This window comes from Sphingopyxis witflariensis (genome assembly GCF_002205635.1).
GTDB classification, from domain to species: Bacteria; Pseudomonadota; Alphaproteobacteria; order Sphingomonadales; family Sphingomonadaceae; genus Sphingopyxis; species Sphingopyxis witflariensis.
Genome location: NZ_NISJ01000001.1, coordinates 786,258 through 809,269 on the forward strand (window position 1 = coordinate 786,258; position 23,012 = coordinate 809,269).

The 23,012-nt window shown below is 63.4% G+C and carries 25 protein-coding genes; 13 read left to right on the plus strand and 12 right to left on the minus strand.

Translation table 11 applies throughout. The annotated features are described in order from the left end of the window. The first annotated feature begins 1 nt into the window (after position 1). Complete coding sequence (locus CDQ91_RS03710; protein WP_088471312.1) at positions 2-1,135, plus strand: NAD(P)H-dependent flavin oxidoreductase; 1,134 nt, start codon at positions 2-4, stop codon at positions 1,133-1,135. 182 nt (positions 1,136-1,317) lie between these two features. On the opposite strand, the gene CDQ91_RS03715 is transcribed toward CDQ91_RS03710, so the two are convergent. Then, a complete protein-coding gene (locus CDQ91_RS03715; RefSeq protein ID WP_088471313.1) occupies positions 1,318-1,767 on the minus strand; it encodes a peptidylprolyl isomerase in 450 nt (149 codons plus the stop codon). A 168-nt stretch (positions 1,768-1,935) separates the two neighbouring features. Between CDQ91_RS03715 and mgtE the strand changes: the two genes are divergently transcribed. Both mgtE and CDQ91_RS03725 read left to right on the plus strand, forming a co-directional pair. After that, on the plus strand, positions 1,936-3,396 hold the full coding sequence (mgtE, locus tag CDQ91_RS03720; RefSeq protein WP_088471314.1) for a magnesium transporter: 1,461 nt from the start codon (positions 1,936-1,938) through the stop codon (positions 3,394-3,396). Between the two features lie 266 nt (positions 3,397-3,662). Beyond that, entirely contained in the window at positions 3,663-3,758 is a 96-nt protein-coding gene (locus tag CDQ91_RS03725; RefSeq protein WP_231732701.1) for an entericidin A/B family lipoprotein, read from the plus strand. Positions 3,759-3,779: 21 nt separating this feature from the next. Here CDQ91_RS03725 and tatC read toward each other — a convergent pair whose 3' ends face one another. The 9 genes from tatC to CDQ91_RS03770 all read right to left on the minus strand — a co-directional run bounded on the left by tatC (position 3,780) and on the right by CDQ91_RS03770 (position 11,038). Continuing rightward, positions 3,780-4,586, minus strand: coding sequence for a twin-arginine translocase subunit TatC (gene tatC, locus CDQ91_RS03730; RefSeq protein WP_088471315.1), 807 nt, complete (start codon positions 4,584-4,586; stop codon positions 3,780-3,782). Continuing rightward, the gene (tatB, locus tag CDQ91_RS21935; protein WP_088471316.1) at positions 4,583-4,969 is read right to left on the minus strand and encodes a Sec-independent protein translocase protein TatB; all 387 of its coding nucleotides are present in this window, start codon (positions 4,967-4,969) and stop codon (positions 4,583-4,585) included. The genes tatC and tatB overlap by 4 nt, the downstream gene beginning before the upstream one ends. Positions 4,970-4,999: 30 nt before the next feature. Further along, complete coding sequence (locus tag CDQ91_RS03740; RefSeq protein WP_088471317.1) at positions 5,000-5,230, minus strand: twin-arginine translocase TatA/TatE family subunit; 231 nt, start codon at positions 5,228-5,230, stop codon at positions 5,000-5,002. A 25-nt stretch (positions 5,231-5,255) separates the two neighbouring features. Continuing rightward, positions 5,256-5,855 carry an SMC-Scp complex subunit ScpB gene (scpB, locus tag CDQ91_RS03745; RefSeq protein ID WP_088471318.1) on the minus strand — a complete coding sequence of 200 codons (600 nt, stop codon included), beginning with the start codon at positions 5,853-5,855 and terminating at the stop codon, positions 5,256-5,258. After that, complete coding sequence (locus CDQ91_RS03750) at positions 5,852-6,613, minus strand: segregation and condensation protein A (RefSeq protein WP_088471319.1); 762 nt, start codon at positions 6,611-6,613, stop codon at positions 5,852-5,854. Before CDQ91_RS03750 ends, scpB begins: the two co-directional genes overlap by 4 nt. A 17-nt stretch (positions 6,614-6,630) precedes the next feature. Continuing rightward, the gene (nagZ, locus tag CDQ91_RS03755) at positions 6,631-7,638 is read right to left on the minus strand and encodes a beta-N-acetylhexosaminidase (protein ID WP_088471320.1); all 1,008 of its coding nucleotides are present in this window, start codon (positions 7,636-7,638) and stop codon (positions 6,631-6,633) included. A gap of 108 nt (positions 7,639-7,746) precedes the next feature. After that, the gene (locus CDQ91_RS03760; RefSeq protein WP_088471321.1) at positions 7,747-8,499 is read right to left on the minus strand and encodes an SPOR domain-containing protein; all 753 of its coding nucleotides are present in this window, start codon (positions 8,497-8,499) and stop codon (positions 7,747-7,749) included. Next, positions 8,499-10,226: an arginine--tRNA ligase gene (argS, locus tag CDQ91_RS03765; protein WP_088471444.1), complete on the minus strand. Its 1,728-nt coding sequence runs from the start codon at positions 10,224-10,226 to the stop codon at positions 8,499-8,501. Before argS ends, CDQ91_RS03760 begins: the two co-directional genes overlap by 1 nt. A 140-nt stretch (positions 10,227-10,366) precedes the next feature. Further along, positions 10,367-11,038, minus strand: coding sequence for a hypothetical protein (locus CDQ91_RS03770; protein ID WP_088471445.1), 672 nt, complete (start codon positions 11,036-11,038; stop codon positions 10,367-10,369). 149 nt (positions 11,039-11,187) lie between these two features. On the opposite strand from CDQ91_RS03770, the gene ispH reads away from it, so the two are divergent. From ispH to rnhA, 3 genes are read left to right on the plus strand one after another with little or no spacing between them, the layout of a single operon-like run. Continuing rightward, a complete protein-coding gene (gene ispH, locus CDQ91_RS03775) occupies positions 11,188-12,174 on the plus strand; it encodes a 4-hydroxy-3-methylbut-2-enyl diphosphate reductase (protein ID WP_167836659.1) in 987 nt (328 codons plus the stop codon). Positions 12,175-12,184: 10 nt separating this feature from the next. Then, positions 12,185-13,147 carry a homoserine kinase gene (gene thrB, locus CDQ91_RS03780; RefSeq protein WP_088471323.1) on the plus strand — a complete coding sequence of 321 codons (963 nt, stop codon included), beginning with the start codon at positions 12,185-12,187 and terminating at the stop codon, positions 13,145-13,147. Next, a complete protein-coding gene (rnhA, locus tag CDQ91_RS03785; protein WP_088471324.1) occupies positions 13,144-13,611 on the plus strand; it encodes a ribonuclease HI in 468 nt (155 codons plus the stop codon). The genes thrB and rnhA overlap by 4 nt, the downstream gene beginning before the upstream one ends. Before the next feature lie 6 nt (positions 13,612-13,617). Here rnhA and CDQ91_RS03790 read toward each other — a convergent pair whose 3' ends face one another. Then, on the minus strand, positions 13,618-14,748 hold the full coding sequence (locus CDQ91_RS03790) for an NAD(P)/FAD-dependent oxidoreductase (protein ID WP_088471325.1): 1,131 nt from the start codon (positions 14,746-14,748) through the stop codon (positions 13,618-13,620). Between the two features lie 95 nt (positions 14,749-14,843). Between CDQ91_RS03790 and CDQ91_RS03795 the strand changes: the two genes are divergently transcribed. From CDQ91_RS03795 to CDQ91_RS03825, 7 genes are all read left to right on the plus strand, one after another. Then, positions 14,844-15,332 carry an A24 family peptidase gene (locus tag CDQ91_RS03795; RefSeq protein WP_088471326.1) on the plus strand — a complete coding sequence of 163 codons (489 nt, stop codon included), beginning with the start codon at positions 14,844-14,846 and terminating at the stop codon, positions 15,330-15,332. A 47-nt stretch (positions 15,333-15,379) separates the two neighbouring features. Beyond that, positions 15,380-16,405 (plus strand): Flp pilus assembly protein CpaB, encoded by a 1,026-nt coding sequence (gene cpaB, locus CDQ91_RS03800; RefSeq protein WP_088471327.1) that lies wholly within the window; start codon positions 15,380-15,382, stop codon positions 16,403-16,405. Position 16,406: 1 nt separating this feature from the next. Next, positions 16,407-17,888 (plus strand): type II and III secretion system protein family protein, encoded by a 1,482-nt coding sequence (locus tag CDQ91_RS03805; protein WP_088471328.1) that lies wholly within the window; start codon positions 16,407-16,409, stop codon positions 17,886-17,888. A gap of 25 nt (positions 17,889-17,913) precedes the next feature. Then, on the plus strand, positions 17,914-18,558 hold the full coding sequence (locus CDQ91_RS03810) for a CpaD family pilus assembly protein (RefSeq protein WP_088471329.1): 645 nt from the start codon (positions 17,914-17,916) through the stop codon (positions 18,556-18,558). Then, positions 18,555-19,835 carry a pilus assembly protein CpaE gene (locus CDQ91_RS03815; protein WP_088471330.1) on the plus strand — a complete coding sequence of 427 codons (1,281 nt, stop codon included), beginning with the start codon at positions 18,555-18,557 and terminating at the stop codon, positions 19,833-19,835. Before CDQ91_RS03810 ends, CDQ91_RS03815 begins: the two co-directional genes overlap by 4 nt. Positions 19,836-19,899: 64 nt before the next feature. Next, a complete protein-coding gene (locus tag CDQ91_RS03820; RefSeq protein ID WP_088471446.1) occupies positions 19,900-20,871 on the plus strand; it encodes a type II secretion system F family protein in 972 nt (323 codons plus the stop codon). Positions 20,872-20,884: 13 nt separating this feature from the next. Further along, positions 20,885-21,931 carry a type II secretion system F family protein gene (locus CDQ91_RS03825; protein ID WP_167836660.1) on the plus strand — a complete coding sequence of 349 codons (1,047 nt, stop codon included), beginning with the start codon at positions 20,885-20,887 and terminating at the stop codon, positions 21,929-21,931. Between the two features lie 36 nt (positions 21,932-21,967). Here CDQ91_RS03825 and CDQ91_RS03830 read toward each other — a convergent pair whose 3' ends face one another. Next, complete coding sequence (locus CDQ91_RS03830; RefSeq protein WP_088471331.1) at positions 21,968-22,969, minus strand: fumarylacetoacetate hydrolase family protein; 1,002 nt, start codon at positions 22,967-22,969, stop codon at positions 21,968-21,970. Positions 22,970-23,012: the final 43 nt, after the last annotated feature.

The following is a 23,012-nucleotide window of genomic DNA, read 5'->3' on the forward strand; positions in this document are numbered from 1 at the left end:
CATGCAATCCCCGATCTGCGCGATGCTCGGCATCGAATTTCCGCTTCTCGCCTTTTCGCACTGCCGCGACGTCGTTGTCGCGGTGTCAAAGGCCGGGGGCATGGGCGTATTCGGTGCCGCCTCGCTGCCCGCCGAACGGCTCGAGGAAGAGCTGGCGTGGATCGACGAGCATATCGGCGGGCGCCCCTATGGCGTCGATCTGATCGTCCCCAACAGCTTCGCCGGCAAGGGCGACGGCCCCGCGGGACCGGCTCAGGTTCCCGACGCGCATCGGAAATTCACCGCCGGGCTGCTCGAACAGCATGGCGTCGATGCCGCAGGGCTTTCCGAAGCGATGGCAGGACGGCAGAGCTTCGGCGACAATATGCACGCGGATGGCGCGGCCAAGCTGCTCGAAGTCGCCTTTCGCCACCCGATCGCCCTGATCGCCAACGCGCTCGGCGTGCCTCCGCAACTGATGCTCGACCTCGGCAAACGCCACGGGGTTCCCGTCGCCGCGCTTGTCGGCACGCGTGACCATGCGCTGACGCAGGTTCGCGCCGGGGTCGATATCCTTGTCGTCGCGGGCGGCGAGGCCGGCGGCCATTGCGGCGAGGTTGCGACGATGGTGCTGGTCCCCGAAGTCGCCGCCGCAGTCGAAGCCGTTGGCGCGACCACTCCGATCCTCGCCGCAGGCGGAATCGTCACCGGGCGCCAGATGGCAGCCGCGATGGCAATGGGCGCGCATGGCGCGTGGACCGGATCGGTGTGGCTGACCACCGCCGAGGCCGAAACCAACCCGATCGTGAAGGAAAAAATGCTCGCGGCCTCGTCACGCGACACCGTGCGGTCGAAAAGCCGCACCGGCAAGCCGTCACGCCAGCTGCGTTCGCCGTGGACCGATGCGTGGGAGGTCGAAGGCGCGCCCAAACCGTTGCCGATGCCGCTCCAGTCGCTGGTCAGCGAACCCGCGCTGCGCAAGATCGATAAATTGTCGGAGGGCGGCCATGAAGGCGCCAAGGCGCTTGCGACCTATTGGGTCGGTCAGGGCGTCGGCCTGATGAACGAGGCGATGGGCGCCGGACAGGTCGTTCAGGAATTCAAGGAAGACTGGATCGCCGCCTGCGAGCGACTGAATGGGTTTATCGGGGAGTGATCCCCAAGCCTTCTCCCATTGGGAGAAGGATAGGCAGGCTTGCCAGCTCGCTGGCTAGCCGAACTTGGGTGAGGGGATCGGACGTGGCGTGATACCGCGCCGTCACATCCCCTCACCCAGCTTCGCCTAGGCGCTTCGCGCCAAGTCTTCGCAGCCCTCTCCCAATGGGAGAGGGATAAATTTCAGGCAACCGTCGCTTTGACGATCTTGCCGGGCTCACGCGGCGGCTCGCCCTTGGGCAGCGCGTCGATGGCGTCCATGCCTTCGATCACTTCGCCCCAGACGGTGTACTGGTTGTCGAGGAAGCGCGCGTCGTCGAAGCAGATGAAGAACTGGCTGTTCGCGCTGTTCGGGTTCTGCGCACGCGCCATCGAGCATACGCCGCGGACATGCGGTTCCTTGCTGAATTCGGCGGGCAGATCGGGAAGCGGGCTGCCACCCATGCCGGTGCCCGTCGGATCGCCGCCCTGCGCCATGAAACCCGGGATCACGCGGTGGAACACGACATCGTCATAAAAGCCGTCGGCGGCCAGCTGGGTGATGCGCTCGACATGCTTCGGCGCCAGATCGGGGCGCAGGCGGATGACGACATCGCCGGTCGACAGCGAAAGAGTGAGGGTCTGGTCGGTCATGGAAAGCTCCTATGCGAAAGTTTGGCGGTGCCATAGCGGGCGATGGCGCCAATGCCACGCATAAATTGCCCGGCGTGCCCGCGCGGCGTTGCCATCGGGCGGCTGCGGCACTAGGGGAAGGCTCGACCCGCCGGCAACCCGCGCCACATTCACAGGGAGGATAACGCGATGGACAAACGCGAAGATTCCCTGCCCCCCGACGATCTGCCGCTCACCGACGATCGCGAAAGCAAGCGCGAAGCCGCCGCACGCGAAGCCGAAAATGAGCTCGACGAGGACGATCGGCTGAAACCCGAATTTGTCCGCGATGTGCTCGAGCTTGCCGAAGCCGGCGAAGGTGAAGCCGCACGCGAACGCATCGGCCGCCTCCACCCTGCCGATATCGCCGATCTGTTCGAACTCGCGCGCACTGACGAGCGCCCGATGCTCGCCGCCGTCCTCGGCGACATGCTTTCCGCCGACGTGCTCGCGGAAATGAACGATTATGTGCGCGAAGAGCTCATTGATCTTCTCAACCCCGCACAGGTTGCAGAGCTGGCCGCCGAACTCGATACCGACGACGCCGTCGCGATCATCGAGGATATGGAGGCCGACGAGCAGCAGGCGGTGCTCGACGCGATGGAGCCCGAAGATCGCGCCGCGATCGAGGACGCGCTCTCTTTTCCCGAGGAATCCGCCGGCCGCCTGATGCAGCGCGACCTCGTCGCGGTGCCCGAACATGTCACCGTCGGCGACGTCATCGACCGGCTGCGCGAAGACACCGAACTGACCAGCGATTTCTGGGAAATCTACGTCGTCGATCCGATGCACCGCCCGGTCGGCACCTGCCAGCTCAGCTGGATATTGCGCACCCCGCGCGACATCGCGATCAGCGACGTCATGAAACGCGAACAGACTTTGATCCCGGTCGATATGGACCAGGAAGAGGTCGCGCTGCGCTTCCAGAAATATGCGCTGATCTCGGCCGCCGTCATCGACCGGGCGGGCCGCCTCGTGGGCATGATTACCGTCGATGACGTCGTCCACATCATTCAGGAAGAGGCGGGCGAGGACATTCTCCGCCTGTCGGGCGCCGGCGACGGCGACATTAACGAACCGATCCGCGAAACCTACAGCGCGCGCGTGCGCTGGCTGATCGCCAACCTTGGCACCGCGCTCGTCGCCTCGTCGATCGTCGGCTTCTTCGGCGGTGCGATCGAACAGATGGTCGCGCTTGCCGCGCTGATGCCGATCGTCGCCGGGGTCGGCGGCAATGCTGGGACCCAGACGCTGGCGGTCACCGTCCGCGCGCTCGCGATGAACCAGCTCACCGATTCGAACAGCTGGCGCGCCATCTGGCGCGAAATGAAGATCGCAATCCTGAACGGCACGACAATCGCGCTGATCGCTGGAGCCGCCACCGCGTTGTGGTTCGCCAACCCGCAGCTGGGCGCCGTGATCGCGGCTGCGATGGTGGTGAACATATTCGTCGCCGGTGTCGCGGGGGTTGCCATCCCACTGCTGCTCGACCGGCTCGATCAGGATCCGGCGGTCGCCAGTTCGATTTTCGTCACGATGACGACCGATTCCATGGGATTTTTGGCGTTCCTGGGCCTCGCGGTCGCGAGCGGCCTGACCAGCATGGGCTGACAAGCCGCTGGAATCCGGTTTGGATTCCAGCGCTTTTGGACAGTCGAAAAAAATTTCAATGCGATGATTTTTTTTGGGAACTTATCCGCCGCTTGGGTCGTTTCCCTCTTGAGCAGCGATCATCGCCCCCCCGCAGCGCTGCTCAGCAACATTGGCCCGGCCCGCATTCCCTCCCCCCCCTCGAAAGCGTGCCGGGCCATTTTGCCCTCCAACGACAAACAAGGTGAAGAATGATGACGAGTTTTCGCGCAATCATCCTGGCATTGATGGCAAGCTTTCTGGTCGCTGGCTGCAATACCGTTAAGGGAGCAGGCCGCGACATCGAGTCGGTCGGTCAAGCGGGTAGCGATGCTATCGATTGACCGGGTTCTGACCCACTTACCCTAAGCCTCTTCGAGAGGATCGACAGGCGCCTCTTCGGCGCCTGTTTTGCGTCGGCGCTGGGTAAACCAGATCGCGAAGAGCGACATTTCGTACAGAAACACCAGCGGGATCGCCAGCAGCAGCTGGCTCAATATATCGGGCGGCGTGAACACCGCAGCGATCGCAAAGGCGGCAACGATCATATAGCGCCGCGCCGACACCAGTTGCTCACGCGTAACGAGCCCCGAACGCTCGAGCAGCATCAACAGGATCGGGAGCAGGAAGGCGATGCCGAACGCCATGATGAACTGCATGATGAAGCTCAGATAATTGCCGACCGAGGGCAGCGCTTCCTGCTGGATGCCGCCCATATCGCCCTGATAGCCGAGCAGGAATTTCAACGCGATCGGGATGGTTATGAAATAGGCGAAGCTCGCGCCAGTCGTGAACAGCACGGGCGTCGCGAGGATGAAGGGCAGCAACGCCCGCTTTTCCTTGCGGTACAGCCCCGGGGCGACGAATTTCCAAAGCTGGTTTGCGATCACGGGAAAGGCGATCATCATCGCCGCAAACATCGCCACCTTGATCTCGACGAAAAACGCCTCGAACAATTGGGTATAGATAAGCTTGCCCTGCCCCGCCCGCACGAGCGGCTGGACGAGGACGCTGAAAATCGGTTTCGCGTAATAAAGGCAGACACCGAACGCCAGACCGATGGCGATCAACGACTTGAGCAATCGCGAGCGCAGTTCGATCAGATGATCGAGCATCGGCATTTTGCCGCCAGCGCCTTCTTCCTCCGCCGCAACGGGAGCCTCGGCGGTCATGGCAGCGGCCCGTCCTTGGGCGGCACGGCGTGCGTTTCTGGCTTGGTCGCCGCCGCCGCCTGATCGACATCCTCGGTCGACGGCTCGCTCGGCGTATCAGGCGTGTCGGTGGTCGCAGGCTTCACCGGCGCGTTGATATCATCGACGCGCGGAAATTCGCGCATGATCGCGTCATTCTGCTCGCGCCACTGCTTTTCCAGCTCTTCCAGCTCAGCTTCGCGCATCATCGTGTCGAGCCCCGAACGGAAATGACGCGCCATACCGCGCGCCTTGCCCATCCATTTGCCGACAAAGCGCATCGCCTTGGGCAGGTCCTTGGGTCCGATGACAACCAAGGCCACCACCACGACGAGCATCAACTCGGTGGGCGCAACATCGAACATCGCTTAAAATATCCCCGCAGGCGGACGAGATCAGAGCTTGTCGTGCTCGGCCGTCGGCGTCGACATCGGGGTGGTATCGGGGGCACGCTGGCCTTCGATATGCTTGGGCGGTACCGGAGCGTCATCCTCCGACATGCCTTTTTTGAAGCTTTTGATACCCTTGGCGACATCGCCCATCATGTCGGAAAAGCGCCCCTTGCCGAACAACAGCAAGACGAGAATGCCGACAACCAGCCAATGCCAAATGCTGAAGCTACCCATCTTATAATCTCCTTGAGCTTTTCATCTAAGCCTCTTCGCCGTCTTTTACTAGATCAAGCTCGCCGATAGCCTCTTCAAATGCCAGATCGACGGGGTCGAGCAACCCCGCTGCGCGCAGATCATCGATTCCCGGCAAGTCCTTGCGGCTGGTGAGGCCGAAATGTTGCAGGAACGCGTCAGTGGTCTTGTAAATCAGCGGACGCCCTGGAACCTCGCGGCGTCCGGCGGGGGCGATCCATTCGGCCTCCATCAGCACGTCGAGTGTGCCCTTCGACGTCTGAACGCCGCGGATCGCCTCGATCTCGGCGCGACTGACGGGTTCGTGATAGGCGACAATCGCCAGCACTTCCGACGCCGCGCGCGACAATTTGCGTGGGTCGTCGCGTTCGCGGCGCAGCAGATGGGCAAGGTCGGCCGGGGTCTGAAAATGCCAATTCCCGCCGCGCTCGACCAGTTCGATCCCGCTTCCGGCATGGCGCGCGGCAATCGTCTGGATGATCGCGCGCACCTCGCCCGGCGTCATCTCGTCGCCCAGCCGCCCTGCCACCTGCCGCGCATCGAGCGGCGCGTCGCTGGCAAAGAGCATCGCTTCAATCGCGCGTTCGCGGTCGTCGATCGGATTCATGCTTCCGCTGCCTTCAGATATAGGGGTTCGAACGCGCCCTCCTGCCGCAGCGCGATCCTCCCTTGCCGCGCCAGTTCCAGCGCCGCGACAAAGCTCGACGCAATCGCCGAGCGGCGCAGGGGGCCGTCATAGTCGGCAGGCAGAAAGTCGGACAGCTCGGCCCAGTCGAGCTTCACCCCGATCAACCGCCGCAAATGCTGGAGCGCCGCGTCGAGCGTCACCACCGGTCGCCGCGATACCATATGCACGACAGGTTCGGTGCGCAATTTGACCTGTCCATAAGCCGCCAGCAAATCATAAAGGCTGGCGTCCCAACGCCGGACCTTAACATCGCGCAGCCCCTCCGGCTTCGATCGCAGAAACACGTCGCGGCCGACGCAATCGCGCGCGAGCAGCCGCGCCGCCGCCTCGCGCATCGCCGCCAGCCGCTGCAGCCGCAGTTGCAGGCGCAGCGCCAGCTCGTCGGGCGATGGCTCCTCCAGCGGATCCTTGGGCAAAAGCAGCGCCGACTTGAGATAAGCGAGCCACGCCGCCATCACCAGATAATCGGCCGCAACCTCCAGCTTCAGCGCGCGCGCTTCGTTGATGAAGTCGAGATATTGCTCGACCAGCGCGAGGATCGAAATTTGCCGCAGATCGACCTTCTGCCCACGCGCAAGCGTCAGCAGCAGGTCGAGCGGTCCCTCCCAGCTTTCGAAGTTGAGCTGCAGCGCGTCCTCGCGCTCGGCTGCCGGGGTCGGTCCGAAATCGAGCTCCACCGCGCCCCCCGGCCCGCTTACGCCGCAGCCAACAGCGCGTCGCGCTGATCGACCAGCACCGCGAACTCGCGCGGATCGGGCGCCCCGGCGATACGGTCCATCGCCCCCTCGAGCCGCGCCTGCGAAATGGTACTGATCGGATCGAGCGCATTGGCGATGCCAATCATATCGTCCATCTTCGCCCAGCAATTGAGCGCAATGTCGCATCCCGCCGCGATCGCGTCCGCCGCGCGCGACGGAACATTGCCCGACAAGGCGTTCATGTCGAGATCGTCGGTCATCAACAGGCCGTGAAAGCCGATGCGCTGGCGGATCACGCTGTCGATGATGATCGGCGACAGTGTGGCCGGACGATCGGGATCCCAGACATCGAACACGACATGGCACGTCATCGCCATCGCCGCATCGCGCAGCGCCGCGAACGGCGCGAGGTCGGTCTGCAGATCATGGTCCGACGCTGCGACGCGCGGCAGTTCCTTGTGCGAATCGAGCAAGGCGCGGCCGTGCCCCGGGATATGCTTGACGATGCCGATCACCCCGCCCGCCTGCAATCCGCTCAGGATCGCACGTCCCAGCGCCGCGACGCGCATCGGCTCGCTACCGAGTGCGCGATCGCCAATCACGTCACTCGCGCCGGGCTGGCGCACATCGAGCAACGGCAGGCAATCGACGGTGATGCCGACCTCCGCCAGCATCGCCGCGAGCGCCATTGCGTTGAGCCGCGCCGCCTCGATCGCGCTGGCGGGCGCGCGCTCATAGAGTTCGTCGAACGCCGAACCGCTGGGAAACAACGGCCATTCGGGCGACTTCATCCGCGCGACGCGTCCACCCTCCTGGTCGATCAGGATCGGCAGATTGTCGCGCCCGTCGAGGCTGCGCAGATCGTCGGTCAACCGCCGCAATTGCTCGCGATTCTCGATGTTGCGGCCAAAGATGATATATCCTGCCGGATCGCTGTCGCGAAAGAAGGCGCGCTCGTCATCGGTCAGCGTCAGGCCCGACAGGCCGAAAATGGCGGGTATCATCGTGCATCAACCTCCATCGGTTGGCACCCCCTCATGCGGCAACCTGAATTGCTAACATGGCACAGCCACAGGAGCGCACCAACGGATTCTGCGGCCAAGCGGGCCGATTCAGCGAACGACGACGCAATTTTCACCCGCCACGCGCAATTTCCCGCATAAATTCGCTGCGTTGGCCGCCGTGCCGGTAGAAACACGTAGGCGATACACCGTCCCGCTTTCGACCTTTGCTGGCGAAACCGATTTGTTGAGGTCCGCAAGATAAGCAAAACGCTTCGACAAATTGGTCCACGCCTTGGTCGCGGCGCCTTCGCTGCTGAATGCCCCGAGTTGGATCATCGCCGATCCCGATGCCGCCGGAACAGTCGGCACGACCTTCGGCGCCACCTCGGCGGCCTTGACTGGCGCCACGGCGGGCTTGTCCTTATTCTTCGCTGCCGCGGCCTTGTCCGCCGCGGCTTTCTTCGCCGCCTTCGCCGCATCCTCGCGTTCCTGCGGGGTCACCGCAGGTTCTTCGGGCATCCGGGTCGGGTCGACCCTGCCAGCAGGCTCTGCGCCTTCGCTCGCGGCAAAGCTCGAATCGCCTTCGCCCTCGAAAGTCCTGGATGCATCATGTTTCGGCGCGACCTTATAGTCGCCGGCCTGCGCCACGATCAGTTCACCCTGCCCACGCGCACCGCCATTCTGCATCCACCACAGGCTGCCCAGCACTGTGCCGATCAGCAACAGGCCGCCGAGCACCAGCACGAGCAGGCGGACGGGCGAAACTTCGCCATCATTTTCATAAGCATCGGCCGCTTCCAGCCAGGGCAGGCGATCCTCGCCTTCGAGTCCCAGCCCCGCGTCCCCCCTGTCGTCGGCCATCAGACCATCTCCTCGAGCGCCTCGACCCCCATCAGGTACAGCCCGTTGCGGATAACCTGCCCGATTCCATCGGCCAAATAAAGGCGCGTCGCAGTCAATTCAGGATCGTCGGCCAGGATGACGCGCGCTTCGGGGCGGTCATTGCCCATATTCCACCAGGCGTGGAAGCCGGCGGCGACCTCCGCCAGATAGAAAGCGATCCGGTGCGGCTCACGCGCCGAGGCCGCCGATTCGACGATCCGCGGGAATTGCGCGAGCAATTTGACGATCGCCAGTTCATGCACGTCAAGCCGCGCGGGCGCCGGTGCAGAGGGCGCAATGCCTGCATCAACCAGCTTGCGCTTCAGCGACGCGATCCGCGCATGCGCATATTGGACATAGAATACCGGGTTGTCGCGCGACGCCTCGACCACCTTGGCAAAGTCGAAATCCATCTGCGCGTCGGCCTTGCGGGTCAGCATGGTGAAGCGCACCGCATCCTTGCCGACCTCATCGACGACATCGGCAAGCGTGACGAAATTGCCCGCCCGCTTCGACATTTTGAACGGCTCGCCATTTTTGAGCAGGCGGACCATCTGCACCAGCTTGACGTCGAACTTCTTCGTCCCGCCGGTCATCGCCGCGACCGCCGCCTTGATCCGCTTCACTGTACCGGCATGGTCGGCGCCCCAAATGTCGATCAGTTCGTCGGCATCCTGCGCCTTCTGATAATGATAGGCGAGGTCGGCGCCGAAATAGGTCCAGCTGCCGTCAGACTTCTTGATCGGCCGGTCCTGATCGTCGCCAAATTGCGTCGAGCGGAACAGCGGCAGCTCGACAGGTTCCCAATCATCGGGCGTCTCGCCCTTCGGCGCTTCGAGCACCCCGTCATAGACCAGCCCCTGCTCGCGCAGCCATTTTTCGGCCTCGTCGGGCTTGCCCGCGGCTTGCAGCGCGGCCTCAGACGAGAAGAGATTGTGATGAATACCCAGTTTGGCGAGGTCAGCACGGATCATGTCCATCATCGCGCTGATCGCCTCCGCGCGGAATAGCCCCAGCCAGTCGCTGTCGGGCGCGCCTACGAAACGGTCGCCATATTCATTCGCCAGCTTCGCCGCGACCGGCTTCAGATAGTCGCCTGGATACAGCCCCTCGGGGATCGCGCCGATATCCTCGCCCAGCGCCTCGCGATAGCGCATATGCACCGACCGCGCGAGGACATCGACCTGCGCGCCCGCGTCATTGACATAATATTCGCGGATGACGTCGTGCCCGGCATATTCGAGCAGCGTCGCCAGCGCATCGCCGACAACGGCGCCGCGGCAATGGCCCACGTGCATGGGCCCTGTAGGGTTCGCCGAGACATATTCGACATTGACGCGCCGTCCCTGCCCCATCGTCGAACGCCCATATTCCAGGGTTTCTGCGTGGATCAGCGCCAGTTCGTCGCGCCAGCTGTCATCGATCAGCCGCAGGTTGATGAAACCCGGCCCGGCGACGCTCGCCTCGGTCACTTCGTCCAGCGCGCCCAGTTCGGCGACCAGCAGTTCGGCGAGCGCGCGCGGGTTCATGCCCGCAGGCTTGGCCAGCACCATCGCGGCGTTGGTTGCGACATCGCCATGTGCAGGATCGCGCGGCGGCTCGACGCTGATCGCGCCGCGATCGAGCCCGGCAGGCAGGGCATTTTTTACAGTGAGCGCATCGAGTGCGGCGCCGATATGGTCGGAAAAACGGCTGAACAGGGTCACGGGCAAAGCCTATCTGGTATCAAGAGGATGCAGGTGCGCGCCCTACCGCAGCTTGGGCAACGCGAAAAGCCCTGCGCCGCCGAAATGGCGCCGCAGGGCGAAGCTAGGGCGAACGGCGCATCGGCGCGCCGCCGCAAAATCTATCGTCGAACGTTATATTCCAGCTGATCCTGCGTCAGTTGAAAGCCGACGAGCAGTTCGAAACTGGCGCGCTGAACCGCAACGCGGACCTCGGGAATGCTCAGCGGATCGACCGCAGCATCCTGATCGCCTGCCTTGCGCTTGCGGGTGATGCGCTCCTGAATATCGGCGGGAAGCGTCGCGGCGGCGCGGTCGACATAGGCCGACGCCTGACCGCGGCCCGTGCCACGCACCTGCCCCTCGGGGAAAGTGACGGTCACATTGCCCAATCGCTTTGCGACGACGGCGGTGCCGCCCTGAACGACGGTGGAGAAATAGGGTAAGGTCAGCGTGCGCGCCGGACCTGCATCACGCCGTGTGGCGACGATTTCAAAGTTCGCGATCTGATAGACTTTTTCGCCGGTGTCGTTGCACTGCGGGGTCAGATTGGTGATCGTCGCGACGACGTCGATCGCGCGCGCATCGCGGCTGGTCGCCGGGTCGAACAAAGTGATGTCGCCGGTGTGCAACGGTACCGCCACCGCAGGGCAAGTATCGCGGACCGAGTTGATCCCTACGCCCGACGACAGGTCAATGTCGTTGCTCTTTGCGCAGCCAGCCGCCGTCGCCATCGCCGCCGTGCCGCACAGCACAGCCAGAAACTTACGAGGCGAAGACGAAATGGGCATCATGATGAACGGGCTTTCCAAACAGGCGCGATTGCGTCGGGACAGTTGATCCCGCTTCATGCGCGCCGCTTCTTATCGGTGCGATGAACGCGGCGCAACTCGGACGAAGCCGCTTTACCGCTTATGCCCTGCTGCGCTAGAGCCCCCACAACATGAATGCACCCCATCCTATGACGCCCATTCCCGGCAATGAAACGGCAGAACTCAAGGTTTTGGTGGCCGCGCCGCGCGGCTTTTGCGCCGGGGTCGATCGGGCAATCCGTATCGTCGAGCTCGCGCTCGAACGTTTCGGCGCGCCGGTCTATGTCCGGCATGAAATCGTTCACAATCGCTATGTCGTTGAATCGCTAAAGGCCCAAGGCGCGATTTTCGTCGAATCGCTCGATCAGGTCCCCGACGATATTCCGGTGGTGTTCAGCGCACATGGCGTGCCCAAAGCGGTGCCGGCGAAGGCCGAAACGCGCGGACTCGACTTTATCGACGCCACCTGCCCGCTGGTATCGAAGGTCCACCGGATGGCCGAACGCCATTATGATGCCGGGCGACACATCATCTTCATCGGTCATGCCGGCCATCCCGAAGTCATCGGCACGTTAGGCCAATTGCCCGACGGCGCGATGACGCTGGTCGAATCGGTCGACGATGTTGCCGCGCTCTCGCCCGCCAATGCCGAAAATCTGGCTTTCCTGACCCAGACCACGCTGTCGGTCGATGATACACGCGACATCGTCACGGCGCTCCGCCATCGTTTCCCCAGCATCGCCGGACCGCGCAGCGAGGATATTTGCTATGCGACCTCGAACCGTCAGGACGCGGTGAAGGCGATCGCGACCCAATGCGACCGCGTGATTGTAATCGGCGCGCCCAATAGTTCGAACAGCCTGCGGTTGGTTGAGGTCGCCGAACGACTCGGCATTCCCGCGCATCTGGTCCAGCGCGGAACCGATATCGATCCCAACTGGTTGCACGGTATCACGACGCTGGGCATCACCGCAGGCGCGAGCGCGCCCGAAACGCTCGTCCGTGAAGTGATCGACGCCGTGGCGGCTTGTCGGCCGATCGTCGAGAATGTCGTCGTGACCGCCGAAGAGAATATGGTGTTCAAACTGCCCCGCGGGCTCGAACCGGAAACGGAATAGGACCCCTATCATGGCCGTTTACACCGCCGTCGATCCCGACGACCTCGCCGCGCTCGTCGCCCGCTATGACATGGGCACCGTCCTGTCGTGCAAGGGCATTGCCGAAGGGGTCGAGAACAGCAATTTCCTGCTCGAAACCACGGCCGGCCGCTTCATTCTGACCCTCTATGAAAAGCGCGTGCAAGAGGACGACCTGCCCTTTTTCGTCGACCTGCTCGCCCATCTCGCGGCCAGCGACTGCCCGGTCCCCGCAATGATCCGCGATCGCGACGGGATCGCGATCCAGAAAATTTCGGGCCGTGCGGCGTGCATCATCCAGTTTCTCTCGGGCATTTCGCTAACCCATCCGACCGTCGGTCAGTCCGAAGCGACGGGCGCCGCGCTCGGCACCATGCACCGCGCGCTCGAAAATTATAACGGCGCACGCGAAAACAGCATGGGCCACCCTTATTGGCTCAGTGTCGCCCAGGCGACGGGCGACCTCGACGCGGTGATGCCGGGCCTGCAAGCGATCGTTGATGATGAGTTGAACTATCTCGGCGCCCATTGGCCCACCGATCTGCCGGCGCATGTCATCCACGCCGACCTGTTTCCCGACAATGTGCTGATGCTCGGCGACGAGGTTACCGGCCTGATCGACTTCTACTTCGCAGCGACGGATTTCCGTGCCTATGACGTCGCGATCACGCACGCCGCCTGGACCTTTTCGGACGATGGCAGCACCTGCAACGCCGACCTCGCCCGGGCACTGATGCGCGGCTACGCCCGCGAAATCTCGCTGTCCGTCGCCGAAATCGCCGCCCTGCCCCTGCTCGCGCGCGGCGCATCGCTGCGCTTCCTGCTGACCCGCGCGCACGACTGGGTCCACACACCCGCCGACGCACTCGTCACGCGCAAGGACCCGCTGCCGTTCCTCAACCGCCTGCGCCGTTATAAGGGGGCCGACGCCGCCAGCCTGTTCGCCATCGCATGACCGAGGGCGAAGCAAAGACCGTGATCGTCGCGACCGACGGCGCGTGCAAGGGCAATCCCGGCCCCGGCGGCTGGGGCGCGGTGCTGCGCTGGGGCGATGTCGTGAAGAAGCTATCCGGCGGCGAACCCGACACGACGAACAACCGTATGGAGTTGATGGCAGCGATCGAGGCGCTGGCGGCGCTCAAACGCGGCTGCAATGTCGAGCTATCGACCGACAGCGTCTATGTTCGCGATGGCATCACCAAATGGGTGTTCGGCTGGCAGAAAAATGGCTGGAAAACCGCAGCCAAAAAGCCTGTCGCCAACGCCGATCTGTGGCAACGGCTCGTGACCGAAGCAAAGCGGCACAAGATCGAATGGCTGTGGGTCAAGGGCCACGCCGGCCACGGCGACAATGAAATCGCCGACCAGCTGGCGAGCGACGCCGCAATCGAAGTGATGCGCGCCATGCGGAAGCGTTAAACGGCCTCAGCCAAAACGCAACGGCGCGTAAGGCGCCGTATCGACCTCGCCAATGGCGCCTTTCGGCGTCGGGGCACCCAGTTCGGCGGCGAGCAGTGCCGCGATCGCCGGCGCGGTCTGGATACCAAAGCCGCCCTGCCCCGCGCACCAGACGAAACCGGGCACCAGCGGATCTAGGCCGAAAACCGGCGCGCGATCGGGCGCAAAGCTGCGCAGGCCCGCCCATTTTCGCTCGACCGCGGCGATCGGCCAGTCGACCACCGCCTGCAAGCGGTCAATCGCCAGCGCGACATCCATCTCTTCGGGCGCCGCATCGCAGGGATCGGACGGGGTTTCGTCGTGCGGGGTCAGCCAGATGCGCCCCTCGCTTGCGCCCTTGAAGTAGAATTGCCCGCCGACATGGACGACCAGCGGCAGTTCCGCGGGCACGGGCACGCCAAGGCGCAGTTGCAACACGGTCCGGCGATAGGGCTGGATGCCCAGCGGCGCGGCGCCGCACACCGCCGCCACGCCATCGGCCCATGCCCCCGCCGCGTTGACGATCAGCGACGCGCGGATCGTTTCGCCGCCAGCCACGACCTCCCAGCCATCGCCCACTCGCCGCGCGCCCTTCAGCGGCGCGCGCGTCACCAGCACTGCGCCGCCACGCTTCGCCGCACGCAAATAGGCGGCGTGAAGGCGGCCGACATCGATGTCGCTGCACGCGGGCTCATAAGCGGCCTCGCTCCAGTCGGGACGGACGCCGGGGATCAAGCGTGCAATTTCGGCCCGCGCCATCCGCGTCACATCGACACCTTTCGCAGCAAATTCGGTGCAAAAGGCGTCGACGGCCACCGCCTCTTCGTGGCGTCCGATCGTCAGCGCGGTGCGCGGAAACAAAAAGCCGCGGCTGGAAAATTCGGCCGGCGGATCGGATAGCATCGCAAAGGACGCGGCCGACAGCGGCTGAACCTGCGCCCCGCCATAGCTTTCGTGCCAGAATGCCGCCGATCGCCCGGTCGCATGATAGCCGGGCATGTCCTCGGCTTCGATCAACATCACGCGGCGGTGAGGCGCCAGCGCAGCGGCCAGGCTGGCACCGGCGATCCCGGCGCCGACAATCAGAACATCGGTTGCGGAGGGAGCGGCAGCGGTCATGCCCCGCCGCATATCGGCTGGCGACAGGAATGCAAGCCGCCGGGCCAGCGAACATGGTTACTCTTTGGTAAGCCATGCTGGCTAGAGCTGTGCCAATGGACAAAGGCTCGATCACGTTGTGCCTCGTGGCATTGCTCGCAATATTGATGGTCGTCGCGGCGATCAGTGACCTTCGCTCGCGCACCATCTCGAACCGCCTTAATTCGGCAATTGCGCTGTTCGCCATTCCTTTCTGGCTGGCGAGCGGGCTCGCGCCATGGCCCGACGTTCCGATCCAGTTCGGCGCTGCGCTGGCCGTCTTCCTCGTCTTTGTCGGCATGTTCGCCGTCGGCGCGATGGGGGGCGGTGACGTGAAGATGATCGGCGCGGTGATGCTGTGGATTCCGCTGCCGCTGTTCATGCCGACCTTGACCGTCATGGCGGTCGCGGGCGGCATCCTGTCGGCGGTCATGCTTGTACGCATCAAAATGCGCCCGTCCGACAAGCCGGTCGAGGTTCCCTATGGAGTCGCGATCGCCGCTGCGGGGCTTTGGGCACTTCACCAACAATATTTTAACCAGTTTCAGGCTATCGGTTCGAACTGAGGGCAAGCACCGCCGTTTCCGGTTGGTGCAGGAGGCGAAAAATCGTCATGGATACGCGAAAGATTATGCTGATCGTCGGCGCGCTGGTGATTGCCATCGGCGCTGCATTTGGGGTCAACCAGATAATGCGTGGGGCATCGACACCGGAGGCTCGCGCCGCGGCCGCTCCCGACATCACTGGTCCGCTGATCCTCGTTGCGACACGGCCGCTGCCGGTCGGCACGATCATCGGCCCCGACAGCTTCCGCTATCAACCCTGGCCCAAGGAACTGGTCGAGAACGCCTACTTCCTGAAAGACAAATCCGACGCCCAGACCCTGGTCGGGACCGTCGTGCGCCATCCGATCACCGCTGGCCAGCCGCTGACACAAGGCGCGCTCGTCCATCCCAATGATCGCGGCTTCCTCGCTGCGGCGCTCGGCGCCGGCATGCGCGCCGTGACCGTCAAGGTTTCGCAGGAGCAAGGCGTCGCGGGCTTCGTCTTTCCTGGCGACCGGGTTGACGTGGTGCTGTCGCAGACAATCGAGGTCAAGGAAGGTAGCGCCTATCCCGACGACCAACTCTTCACCGCCGAAACGATTGTGCGCAACGTTCGCGTGCTCGCCACCGACCAGCGTTTCAATGCCGAGGATGAAACCGGCAAGACCCCGGTGAACACCTTCAGCTCGGTCACCCTAGAAGCAACTCCCGAGATCGCCGAGCGGATCGCGGTCGGCCAGAATATGGGCAAATTGTCGCTTGCGCTGCGACCGCTGGCCGAAAGCACCGGCGACCTCGACGCCGCGATCGCTTCGGGTGACGTGAACGTACCCGCAAAGGGCGGCACCGCTGCCGAAAAGAAAATGCTGGCCCAAGTGGCCGACCGACCGACCGCTGGCCGTTCGTCGGCGACCACTGGCGGCGATGTGTCACGCTTCTGGGTACCGATCAGCGGCCGGGGACCGCTTACCCGGCCAGTGCTGGTGCAACAGCCGGCGAGTAGCGGAAGCGCCGCGCCGGTCGTCCGCAGCGGACCAGTCGTCCGCGTGACTCGCGGCGAAAAGGTGACCGAAGTTCCGGTGGGGGGCAAGTAAGATGAACAGCAAAGCCAATTTCAAGGCCGCCGCGCTCGCGCGCACCTTGGCCATCGGCCTGATGGCGGCCACACTCGCCTGGGCCCCCTCGGGGCCCGCTTCGGCCCAGGCCGTCCAGAACGCCAGCAGCAGCATCGAATTGTCGGTGGGCCGCGGTCGCCTGATCAGCCTTCCTGCATCGATGAGCGACGTCTTCGTCGCGAATGACGCAGTGGCCGACGTGCAGATCCGCTCGAACCGCCAGCTCTACATCTTTGGCAAGGCGCCGGGCGAAACCAGTATCTACGCCACTGACGCCAACGGCCGGGTCGTCTATTCGACCGTTGCCCGGGTCGGCAACAATATCGAGACGATCGAGCAAATGCTGTCGCTCGCCATGCCGGATGCCAGCATTTCTTCGAATGCGATGAACGGCTTTATCCTGCTGACCGGAACCGTCCAGTCGCCCGACGACGCAGCCGAGGCAGAGCGCCTTGTCCAGGCCTTCGTCGGCGAACAGACCAAGGTCCTGTCGCGCCTGCGCACCGCCACGCCGCTGCAGGTGAACCTGCAGGTCCGCATCGCCGAAGTGAACCGCACGCTTGTCAAGGAAATCAGCGGCAATGTGGTGACGAGCGACAACGACGGGCCATTCGGCAACGGTTTCCTCGGCAACATCGTCCGCGGTCGGCAAGCAGGTACGATTACCCGCAACGCCGACGGCAGCACCACCTACAATATCCTCACCCCCTCGGGCACAAACAGCCTTGCTGGCGCTGGACGCCTGTTCGGGCTCGATCTGATCGCATCGCTCGACATTGGCGAACGCTCGGGAATGGTCGTCACTCTCGCCCAGCCGAATTTGACCGCAATTTCGGGCGAAACCGCCGACTTCCTGGCCGGTGGCGAATTCCCGATCCCGATTCCCGGCAATTTCGCCGGCACCACGATCGAATATCGCCAATATGGCGTCAGCCTCGCTTATACACCAACAGTTCTATCGAACGGCCGCATCAGCCTGCGCGTCCGCCCCGAAGTGTCGGAACTATCGACCGAAGGCGCGATCCAGATGCAGGGGTACCAGATCCCGGCGCTCACCGTTCGTCGGGCCGAGACCACCGTCGAACTCGGATCGGGCGAAAGCTTCATGATCGCCGGCCTGATGAACAACCGTTCGATCGGCGCCATCGACAAAATCCCCGGCCTTGGCGACGTGCCCATCCTTGGCATGTTGTTCAAGTCGGACAGCTTCCGTCGCGGCGAGACCGAACTGGTGATCGTGGTTACCCCCTATCTGGTACAGCCGGTGTCGGCGAACGACATCAAGCTGCCGACCGACGCCTTCCAGGTTGCGAACGACGCTGACCGACTTCTGGGCAGCCAGGAAAGCGACGGCATCACTGGCGGCGACCGGCCGAAGCCACGGCTCGACACGTCACCTGGCGATGCCGACCGACTGCGCAGCGGCGCCGATGTGTCGCCGGGTTTCAGCATCAAAAAATGACGCGCTGGTTTCGAGGAGCAAAGTGATGAACAAAATCGCAACCTGGACAATATTGGCGCTGGCAACCTCGCTTGCCGGATGCGCCAACGGCACAGCCACCAGCAATCGTAGCCTGGATTCGGTCCATCAACCGATCGTGCGCAACGCCACCTATCAATTCGATGTTGCTGCGGGCGACGGCGACCTCGCACCCAGCGAGCAAGCCCGTCTGCAGGACTGGCTCAATGCCATGGGCGCGCGCTATGGCGACCGTATCGCGATCGAGGACCCCGCAATCTATGGCGCCAGTGCGGCGCAAGCGACGGTTCGGCAGATGGTTGAGCGGCGAGGCCTGCTTTTGAGCCGGGACGTCCCGGTCACCACCGGGGCGGTCCCCTCAGGTCATTTGCGCGTGATCATCACTCGCGCATCAGCCCATGTGCCTGGATGCCCCGACTGGTCCAGCTCATCGTCGATCAACCTCGCCAATGCGACCTCCGCCAATTTTGGCTGCGCAGCGAACAGCAATCTCGCGGCGATGGTTGCCGACGCCAACGACCTGATCAAGGGCGCACACAACGAAAATTACGATCCGACCGCAGCGACCCGGCCGATCAAAACCTATCGGGAAAAGCCACAGACCGGGGCAAGCCAGTTGAAGGTCGAAGATACCAATGGAGGCGGCAAGTGAACGCTCCTTTTAAAACCGCGGGGCTGCGCGATCCGTTTAACGCCTTTGTGTGCGACGAAGATACGCTGGAGCTGATGCGCGTAGCGGCTGCCGACATGGGATGGCCGACCGAAAAATGTAACAAGGGCGGGCTGCGCAATGCGGTCCAGTCGCTGTCGGTTTCGGCGAGCCCGAACATCCTGTTCGTCGATATGTCGGAATCGGGTGATCCGATTAACGATATCAACGCCCTCGCCGAAGTTTGCGAACCCGGCACCGTCGTCATCGCGGCGGGACAAGTCAACGACGTCCGGCTGTACCGCGACCTCCTGTCGAGCGGTATCCAGGACTATCTGCTGAAGCCGCTGTCGCTCGACCAGGTCCGCGAATCGCTCACCATGGCGCAGGCGATGCTGACGGCGCCGAAACATGCCGATATGCACGACGACAAACCGCACCATATGATGGCCGTCGTCGGCGTACGCGGCGGGGTCGGAGCATCGCTCGTCTCGACATCGCTGGCCTGGGCGATGAGCGAGCAGGCGGGTCGACAAACCGCGCTGCTCGATCTCGACGTCCATTTCGGGACCGGTGCGCTGACGCTCGACCTCGAACCCGGCCGCGGTCTGATCGACGCGATCGACAACCCCAGCCGTATCGACGGTCTGTTCATTGAACGCGCGATGGTGCGGGCATCCGACAAGCTCAGCCTGTTGTCCGCCGAAGCCCCAATCCACCAACCGGTGATGACCGACGGTTCGGCCTTCTTCCAGCTCGAGGAAGAATTGCGCAACGCGTTCGAAATGACGATCGTCGATATCCCGCGCCAGGTGCTGATCCCCTTCCCCCATCTGGCATCGGAAGCGGGCACGATCATGCTGGTTACCGACGTAACGCTCGCGGCGGCGCGCGATACGATCCGCCTTCTGTCCTGGTTCAAGCAGAATGTACCGGGCGCCCGCGTCGTGCTGGTCGCGAACAAATTCCAGAACAGCATTGGCGAACTTTCGCGCAAGGAATTTGAATCGTCGATCGAGCGCCAGATCGACATCGTCATTCCCTTCGACCCGAAAATGGTCAGTCAGGCGGCAAAGCTCGGCAAATCCTATGCCGAAATCTGCAAGGGCACAAAGTCGGGCCAGCTATGGACCAATTTGATGCGGATCGTCCTCGACGGCGCCGATATCGAAGCCGAAGCGGCACCGGTCACGGCCAAGCGCAAATCGGGCGGAACCTTGCTCGGAAAGCTGGGCGGAATCGGCGGCATGATGGCGAAAAAAGGCGTGAAACAGGGTTGATATTGCGGCCGGAACCGTCCGGCCGCGATCTCCTTGCTCAACCCAAGCGGGACAAATGGCGACCATGAACCTGTCAGTGATCCTTATCATCAGCGTCGCCTTTCTGGCGTTTTCGCTGCTCGTGATCCTCCTCGGCGGGCCGTCGGTGGGCAAAGCCAAGGCACGGCGACTATCCATGCTCAAGGACCGGCACGCGGCTTCGACCGAGGCCGTCGTTGCGGCCCAGATGCGCAAAACCATCCAATCCGCCGGAAACTCGGGCAACAGCCAGATTTCCAGCCTGATGCCGCGCCGTGATTTGATGGAATTGCGACTGCGGCGAACCGGCAAGAATTGGACCGTCAGCCAGTATATGTTCGGCGCGATGGGCCTGTTCGTCCTCGTCACCGGCGGGCTGCTGGTGTTGCGAGCGCCTGTGATGCTGGCCGGCATGCTCGGCCTGCTCGCCGGGGTTGGACTGCCCCATTTGGTCGTCGGCCAGCTGATCAAAAAACGCGTCGCGCGTTTCAACACCCGCTTTCCCGATGCGATCGACCTGCTGGTCCGCGGTTTGCGATCGGGTCTGCCGGTCACCGAAACCTTTCAGGTTGTGAGCCAGGAAATGCCCGGCCCGGTCGGCGAGGAATTCAAGGGCGTCGTCGAACGCATCCGTATCGGGAACACGATGGAAGCCGCGCTGCAGGAAACGGCCGCCATGCTGGCCACCCCGGAATTCCAGTTTTTCTGCATCACGATCGCGATCCAGCGCGAAACAGGCGGTAACCTCGCCGAAACGCTCGCCAATCTGTCGGACGTCCTCCGCAAGCGCGCGCAGATGAAACTGAAAATCCGTGCCATGTCATCGGAAGCCAAGGCGTCGGCCTATATCGTCGGCTCGCTTCCCTTCTTCGTGTTCGCCATGGTGTGGATGATGAACCCGGTTTATCTGGCCGGCTTCTTCTCCGAAGAGCGGCTGATGATCGCCGGCGCCGGGGGACTGGTATGGATGAGCATCGGCGTGTTCATCATGTCGCGCATGATCAGCTTCGAAATCTGAAGGCAGCAAAGCCATGAACAGCAGCCTCCTTTTCGCCGCCTTTACGGGAACCCAGGCCGGCCCGACGATCATGGGCATCGACATCATCTGGGTAGGCACCATGATGGCCGCGGTCGGCGTGTTCGCCGTGATGGTCGCCATCTATGGCGCATTGACCGTCCGCAACCCGATGACCAAGCGGGTCAAGGCGCTGAATGAACGCCGCGAACAGCTGAAGGCAGGGATCACCGCTTCCACCGCGAAGCGACGTGCCAAGCTGGTCCGCAAGAATCAGACCGCCGACAAGATGCGTACTGTCCTTGGCCGATTGCAGGTGCTGCAGGACAGCCAGATCAAGGAGGTCCAGCAAAAGCTGGCACAGGCCGGCATCCGGTCAAAGGATCTGGCAGTTGCCGTGATTTTTGGCCGGATGGTGCTGCCAATCCTGTTTGGCTGCACCGTCGCCTTCCTGATTTATGGCGTTGAAATGTGGCCCGACCTGTCGCCCATCAAGCGTTCGGGCGCAACGATGGCGGCGCTCATCCTCGGCTATAAGGCGCCCGACCTGTTCGTCGAGAACAAGCGCACCAAGCGCACCGACGCGATTCGCAAGGGCCTTCCCGATGCGCTCGACCTGCTCGTCATCTGCGCCGAGGCCGGCCTGACCGTCGATGCCGCCTTCAGCCGCGTCGCCAAGGAACTCGGCCGCGCCTATCCCGAACTGGGCGAAGAATTCGCGCTCTCATCGATCGAACTTGGTTTTCTGACCGAGCGTCGACAGGCGTTTGAAAACCTCGCCTATCGCGTCAATCTGGAATCGGTAAAGGGCGTTGTCACGACGCTGATCCAGACCGAAAAATACGGCACGCCGCTTGCCTCGGCGCTGCGCGTGCTATCTGCCGAATTCCGCAACGAACGCATGATGCGCGCCGAAGAAAAGGCCGCGCGCCTGCCCGCCATCATGACGGTGCCGCTGATCCTGTTCATCCTGCCGGTGCTGTTCATCGTCATCCTCGGCCCTGCGGCCTGCACGCTCAGCGATGCGATGTCCTCGGGCGCCATGTCGGGCGGCAAGGGTTGATCGCGGCGGGCGGGCCTTGGCCCGCCCGCCCGCACGTCACTCGACTTCCTGCTCGATCGCACCGAAAATACTGTGGTGGCGGTCATCATCCATCCAGATGCGAACGCGGTCGCCCTTTTGCATGAAAGGCGTTTTCGCCTCGCCGTTCCGGATGGTTTCGACCGTGCGAACTTCAGCCAGGCAGCAATAACCCAATCCGCCTTCGCTGATCGGTTTGCCCGGACCGCCATCCGCGTCGCGGTTCGACACCGTGCCCGACCCGATGATCGTTCCCGCCCCCAAATTGCGCGTCTTCGCTGCATGGGCGACAAGCGCGCCGAAATCGAACGTCATATCGACCCCCGCATCGGCGCGGCCCAGCGGCTCGCTGTTGAGGTCAACGCACAGGGCTCCGTGCAGCTTGCCATCCTTCCACCGGTCGCCAAGCGCATCGGGGGTGACGAACACCGGCGACATAGCGCTTGATGGCTTCGACTGGAAGAAACCGAAACCCTTTGCCAGTTCGCCCGGGATCAGCCCCCGCAGCGATACGTCGTTGGTCAAGCCGACGAGCAGGATATGGTCGCGCGCCGCAACCGCATCAATACCGGCGGGAACATCGCCGGTCACGACGACGACCTCGGCCTCCATGTCACAGCCCCAGGCGGGATCGGCGAGCGGGATCGGATCGCGCGGTGCCAGAAAGGCATCGCTGCCGCCCTGATACATCAGCGGATCGTGCCAGAAACTGTCAGGCATATCGGCGCCACGCGCCTGCCGCACCAGTGCGACATGATTCACATAGGCGCTGCCATCGGCCCATTGATAAGCGCGCGGCAGCGGCGATGCGGCGTCACGCTCATGGAAACGATCCTTAGGAATCGCATCATGGTTCAAATCCTCGGCAAGCGCGGCGAGTCGCGGCGCGGCATAGGCCCAATTGTCGAGCGCGGACTGTAAGGTCGGGCTGATATGCGTAGCGTCGGCGCACCAGGCAAGATCATCCGAAACGACAACAAGCCGACCGTCGCGGCCCTGCTTCAGTGAAGCTAGTTTCACACATTGTCCTTTGTCTGCGATGCGGTCGACGCCATCATCACCA

What these genes read in the sequence shown, in the direction of transcription:
- CDQ91_RS03710 (WP_088471312.1), top strand. Translation starts at nt 2, where the DNA reads ATGCAATCCCCGATCTGCGCGATGCTCGGCATCGAATTTCCGCTTCTC.
- CDQ91_RS03715 (WP_088471313.1), bottom strand. Translation starts at nt 1,767, where the DNA reads ATGACCGACCAGACCCTCACTCTTTCGCTGTCGACCGGCGATGTCGTC.
- mgtE (WP_088471314.1), top strand. Translation starts at nt 1,936, where the DNA reads ATGGACAAACGCGAAGATTCCCTGCCCCCCGACGATCTGCCGCTCACC.
- CDQ91_RS03725 (WP_231732701.1), top strand. Translation starts at nt 3,663, where the DNA reads ATGGCAAGCTTTCTGGTCGCTGGCTGCAATACCGTTAAGGGAGCAGGC.
- tatC (WP_088471315.1), bottom strand. Translation starts at nt 4,586, where the DNA reads ATGACCGCCGAGGCTCCCGTTGCGGCGGAGGAAGAAGGCGCTGGCGGC.
- tatB (WP_088471316.1), bottom strand. Translation starts at nt 4,969, where the DNA reads ATGTTCGATGTTGCGCCCACCGAGTTGATGCTCGTCGTGGTGGTGGCC.
- CDQ91_RS03740 (WP_088471317.1), bottom strand. Translation starts at nt 5,230, where the DNA reads ATGGGTAGCTTCAGCATTTGGCATTGGCTGGTTGTCGGCATTCTCGTC.
- scpB (WP_088471318.1), bottom strand. Translation starts at nt 5,855, where the DNA reads ATGAATCCGATCGACGACCGCGAACGCGCGATTGAAGCGATGCTCTTT.
- nagZ (WP_088471320.1), bottom strand. Translation starts at nt 7,638, where the DNA reads ATGATACCCGCCATTTTCGGCCTGTCGGGCCTGACGCTGACCGATGAC.
- CDQ91_RS03760 (WP_088471321.1), bottom strand. Translation starts at nt 8,499, where the DNA reads ATGGCCGACGACAGGGGGGACGCGGGGCTGGGACTCGAAGGCGAGGAT.
- CDQ91_RS03770 (WP_088471445.1), bottom strand. Translation starts at nt 11,038, where the DNA reads ATGATGCCCATTTCGTCTTCGCCTCGTAAGTTTCTGGCTGTGCTGTGC.
- ispH (WP_167836659.1), top strand. Translation starts at nt 11,188, where the DNA reads ATGAATGCACCCCATCCTATGACGCCCATTCCCGGCAATGAAACGGCA.
- thrB (WP_088471323.1), top strand. Translation starts at nt 12,185, where the DNA reads ATGGCCGTTTACACCGCCGTCGATCCCGACGACCTCGCCGCGCTCGTC.
- rnhA (WP_088471324.1), top strand. Translation starts at nt 13,144, where the DNA reads ATGACCGAGGGCGAAGCAAAGACCGTGATCGTCGCGACCGACGGCGCG.
- CDQ91_RS03790 (WP_088471325.1), bottom strand. Translation starts at nt 14,748, where the DNA reads ATGACCGCTGCCGCTCCCTCCGCAACCGATGTTCTGATTGTCGGCGCC.
- CDQ91_RS03795 (WP_088471326.1), top strand. Translation starts at nt 14,844, where the DNA reads ATGGACAAAGGCTCGATCACGTTGTGCCTCGTGGCATTGCTCGCAATA.
- cpaB (WP_088471327.1), top strand. Translation starts at nt 15,380, where the DNA reads ATGGATACGCGAAAGATTATGCTGATCGTCGGCGCGCTGGTGATTGCC.
- CDQ91_RS03805 (WP_088471328.1), top strand. Translation starts at nt 16,407, where the DNA reads ATGAACAGCAAAGCCAATTTCAAGGCCGCCGCGCTCGCGCGCACCTTG.
- CDQ91_RS03810 (WP_088471329.1), top strand. Translation starts at nt 17,914, where the DNA reads ATGAACAAAATCGCAACCTGGACAATATTGGCGCTGGCAACCTCGCTT.
- CDQ91_RS03820 (WP_088471446.1), top strand. Translation starts at nt 19,900, where the DNA reads ATGAACCTGTCAGTGATCCTTATCATCAGCGTCGCCTTTCTGGCGTTT.
- CDQ91_RS03825 (WP_167836660.1), top strand. Translation starts at nt 20,885, where the DNA reads ATGAACAGCAGCCTCCTTTTCGCCGCCTTTACGGGAACCCAGGCCGGC.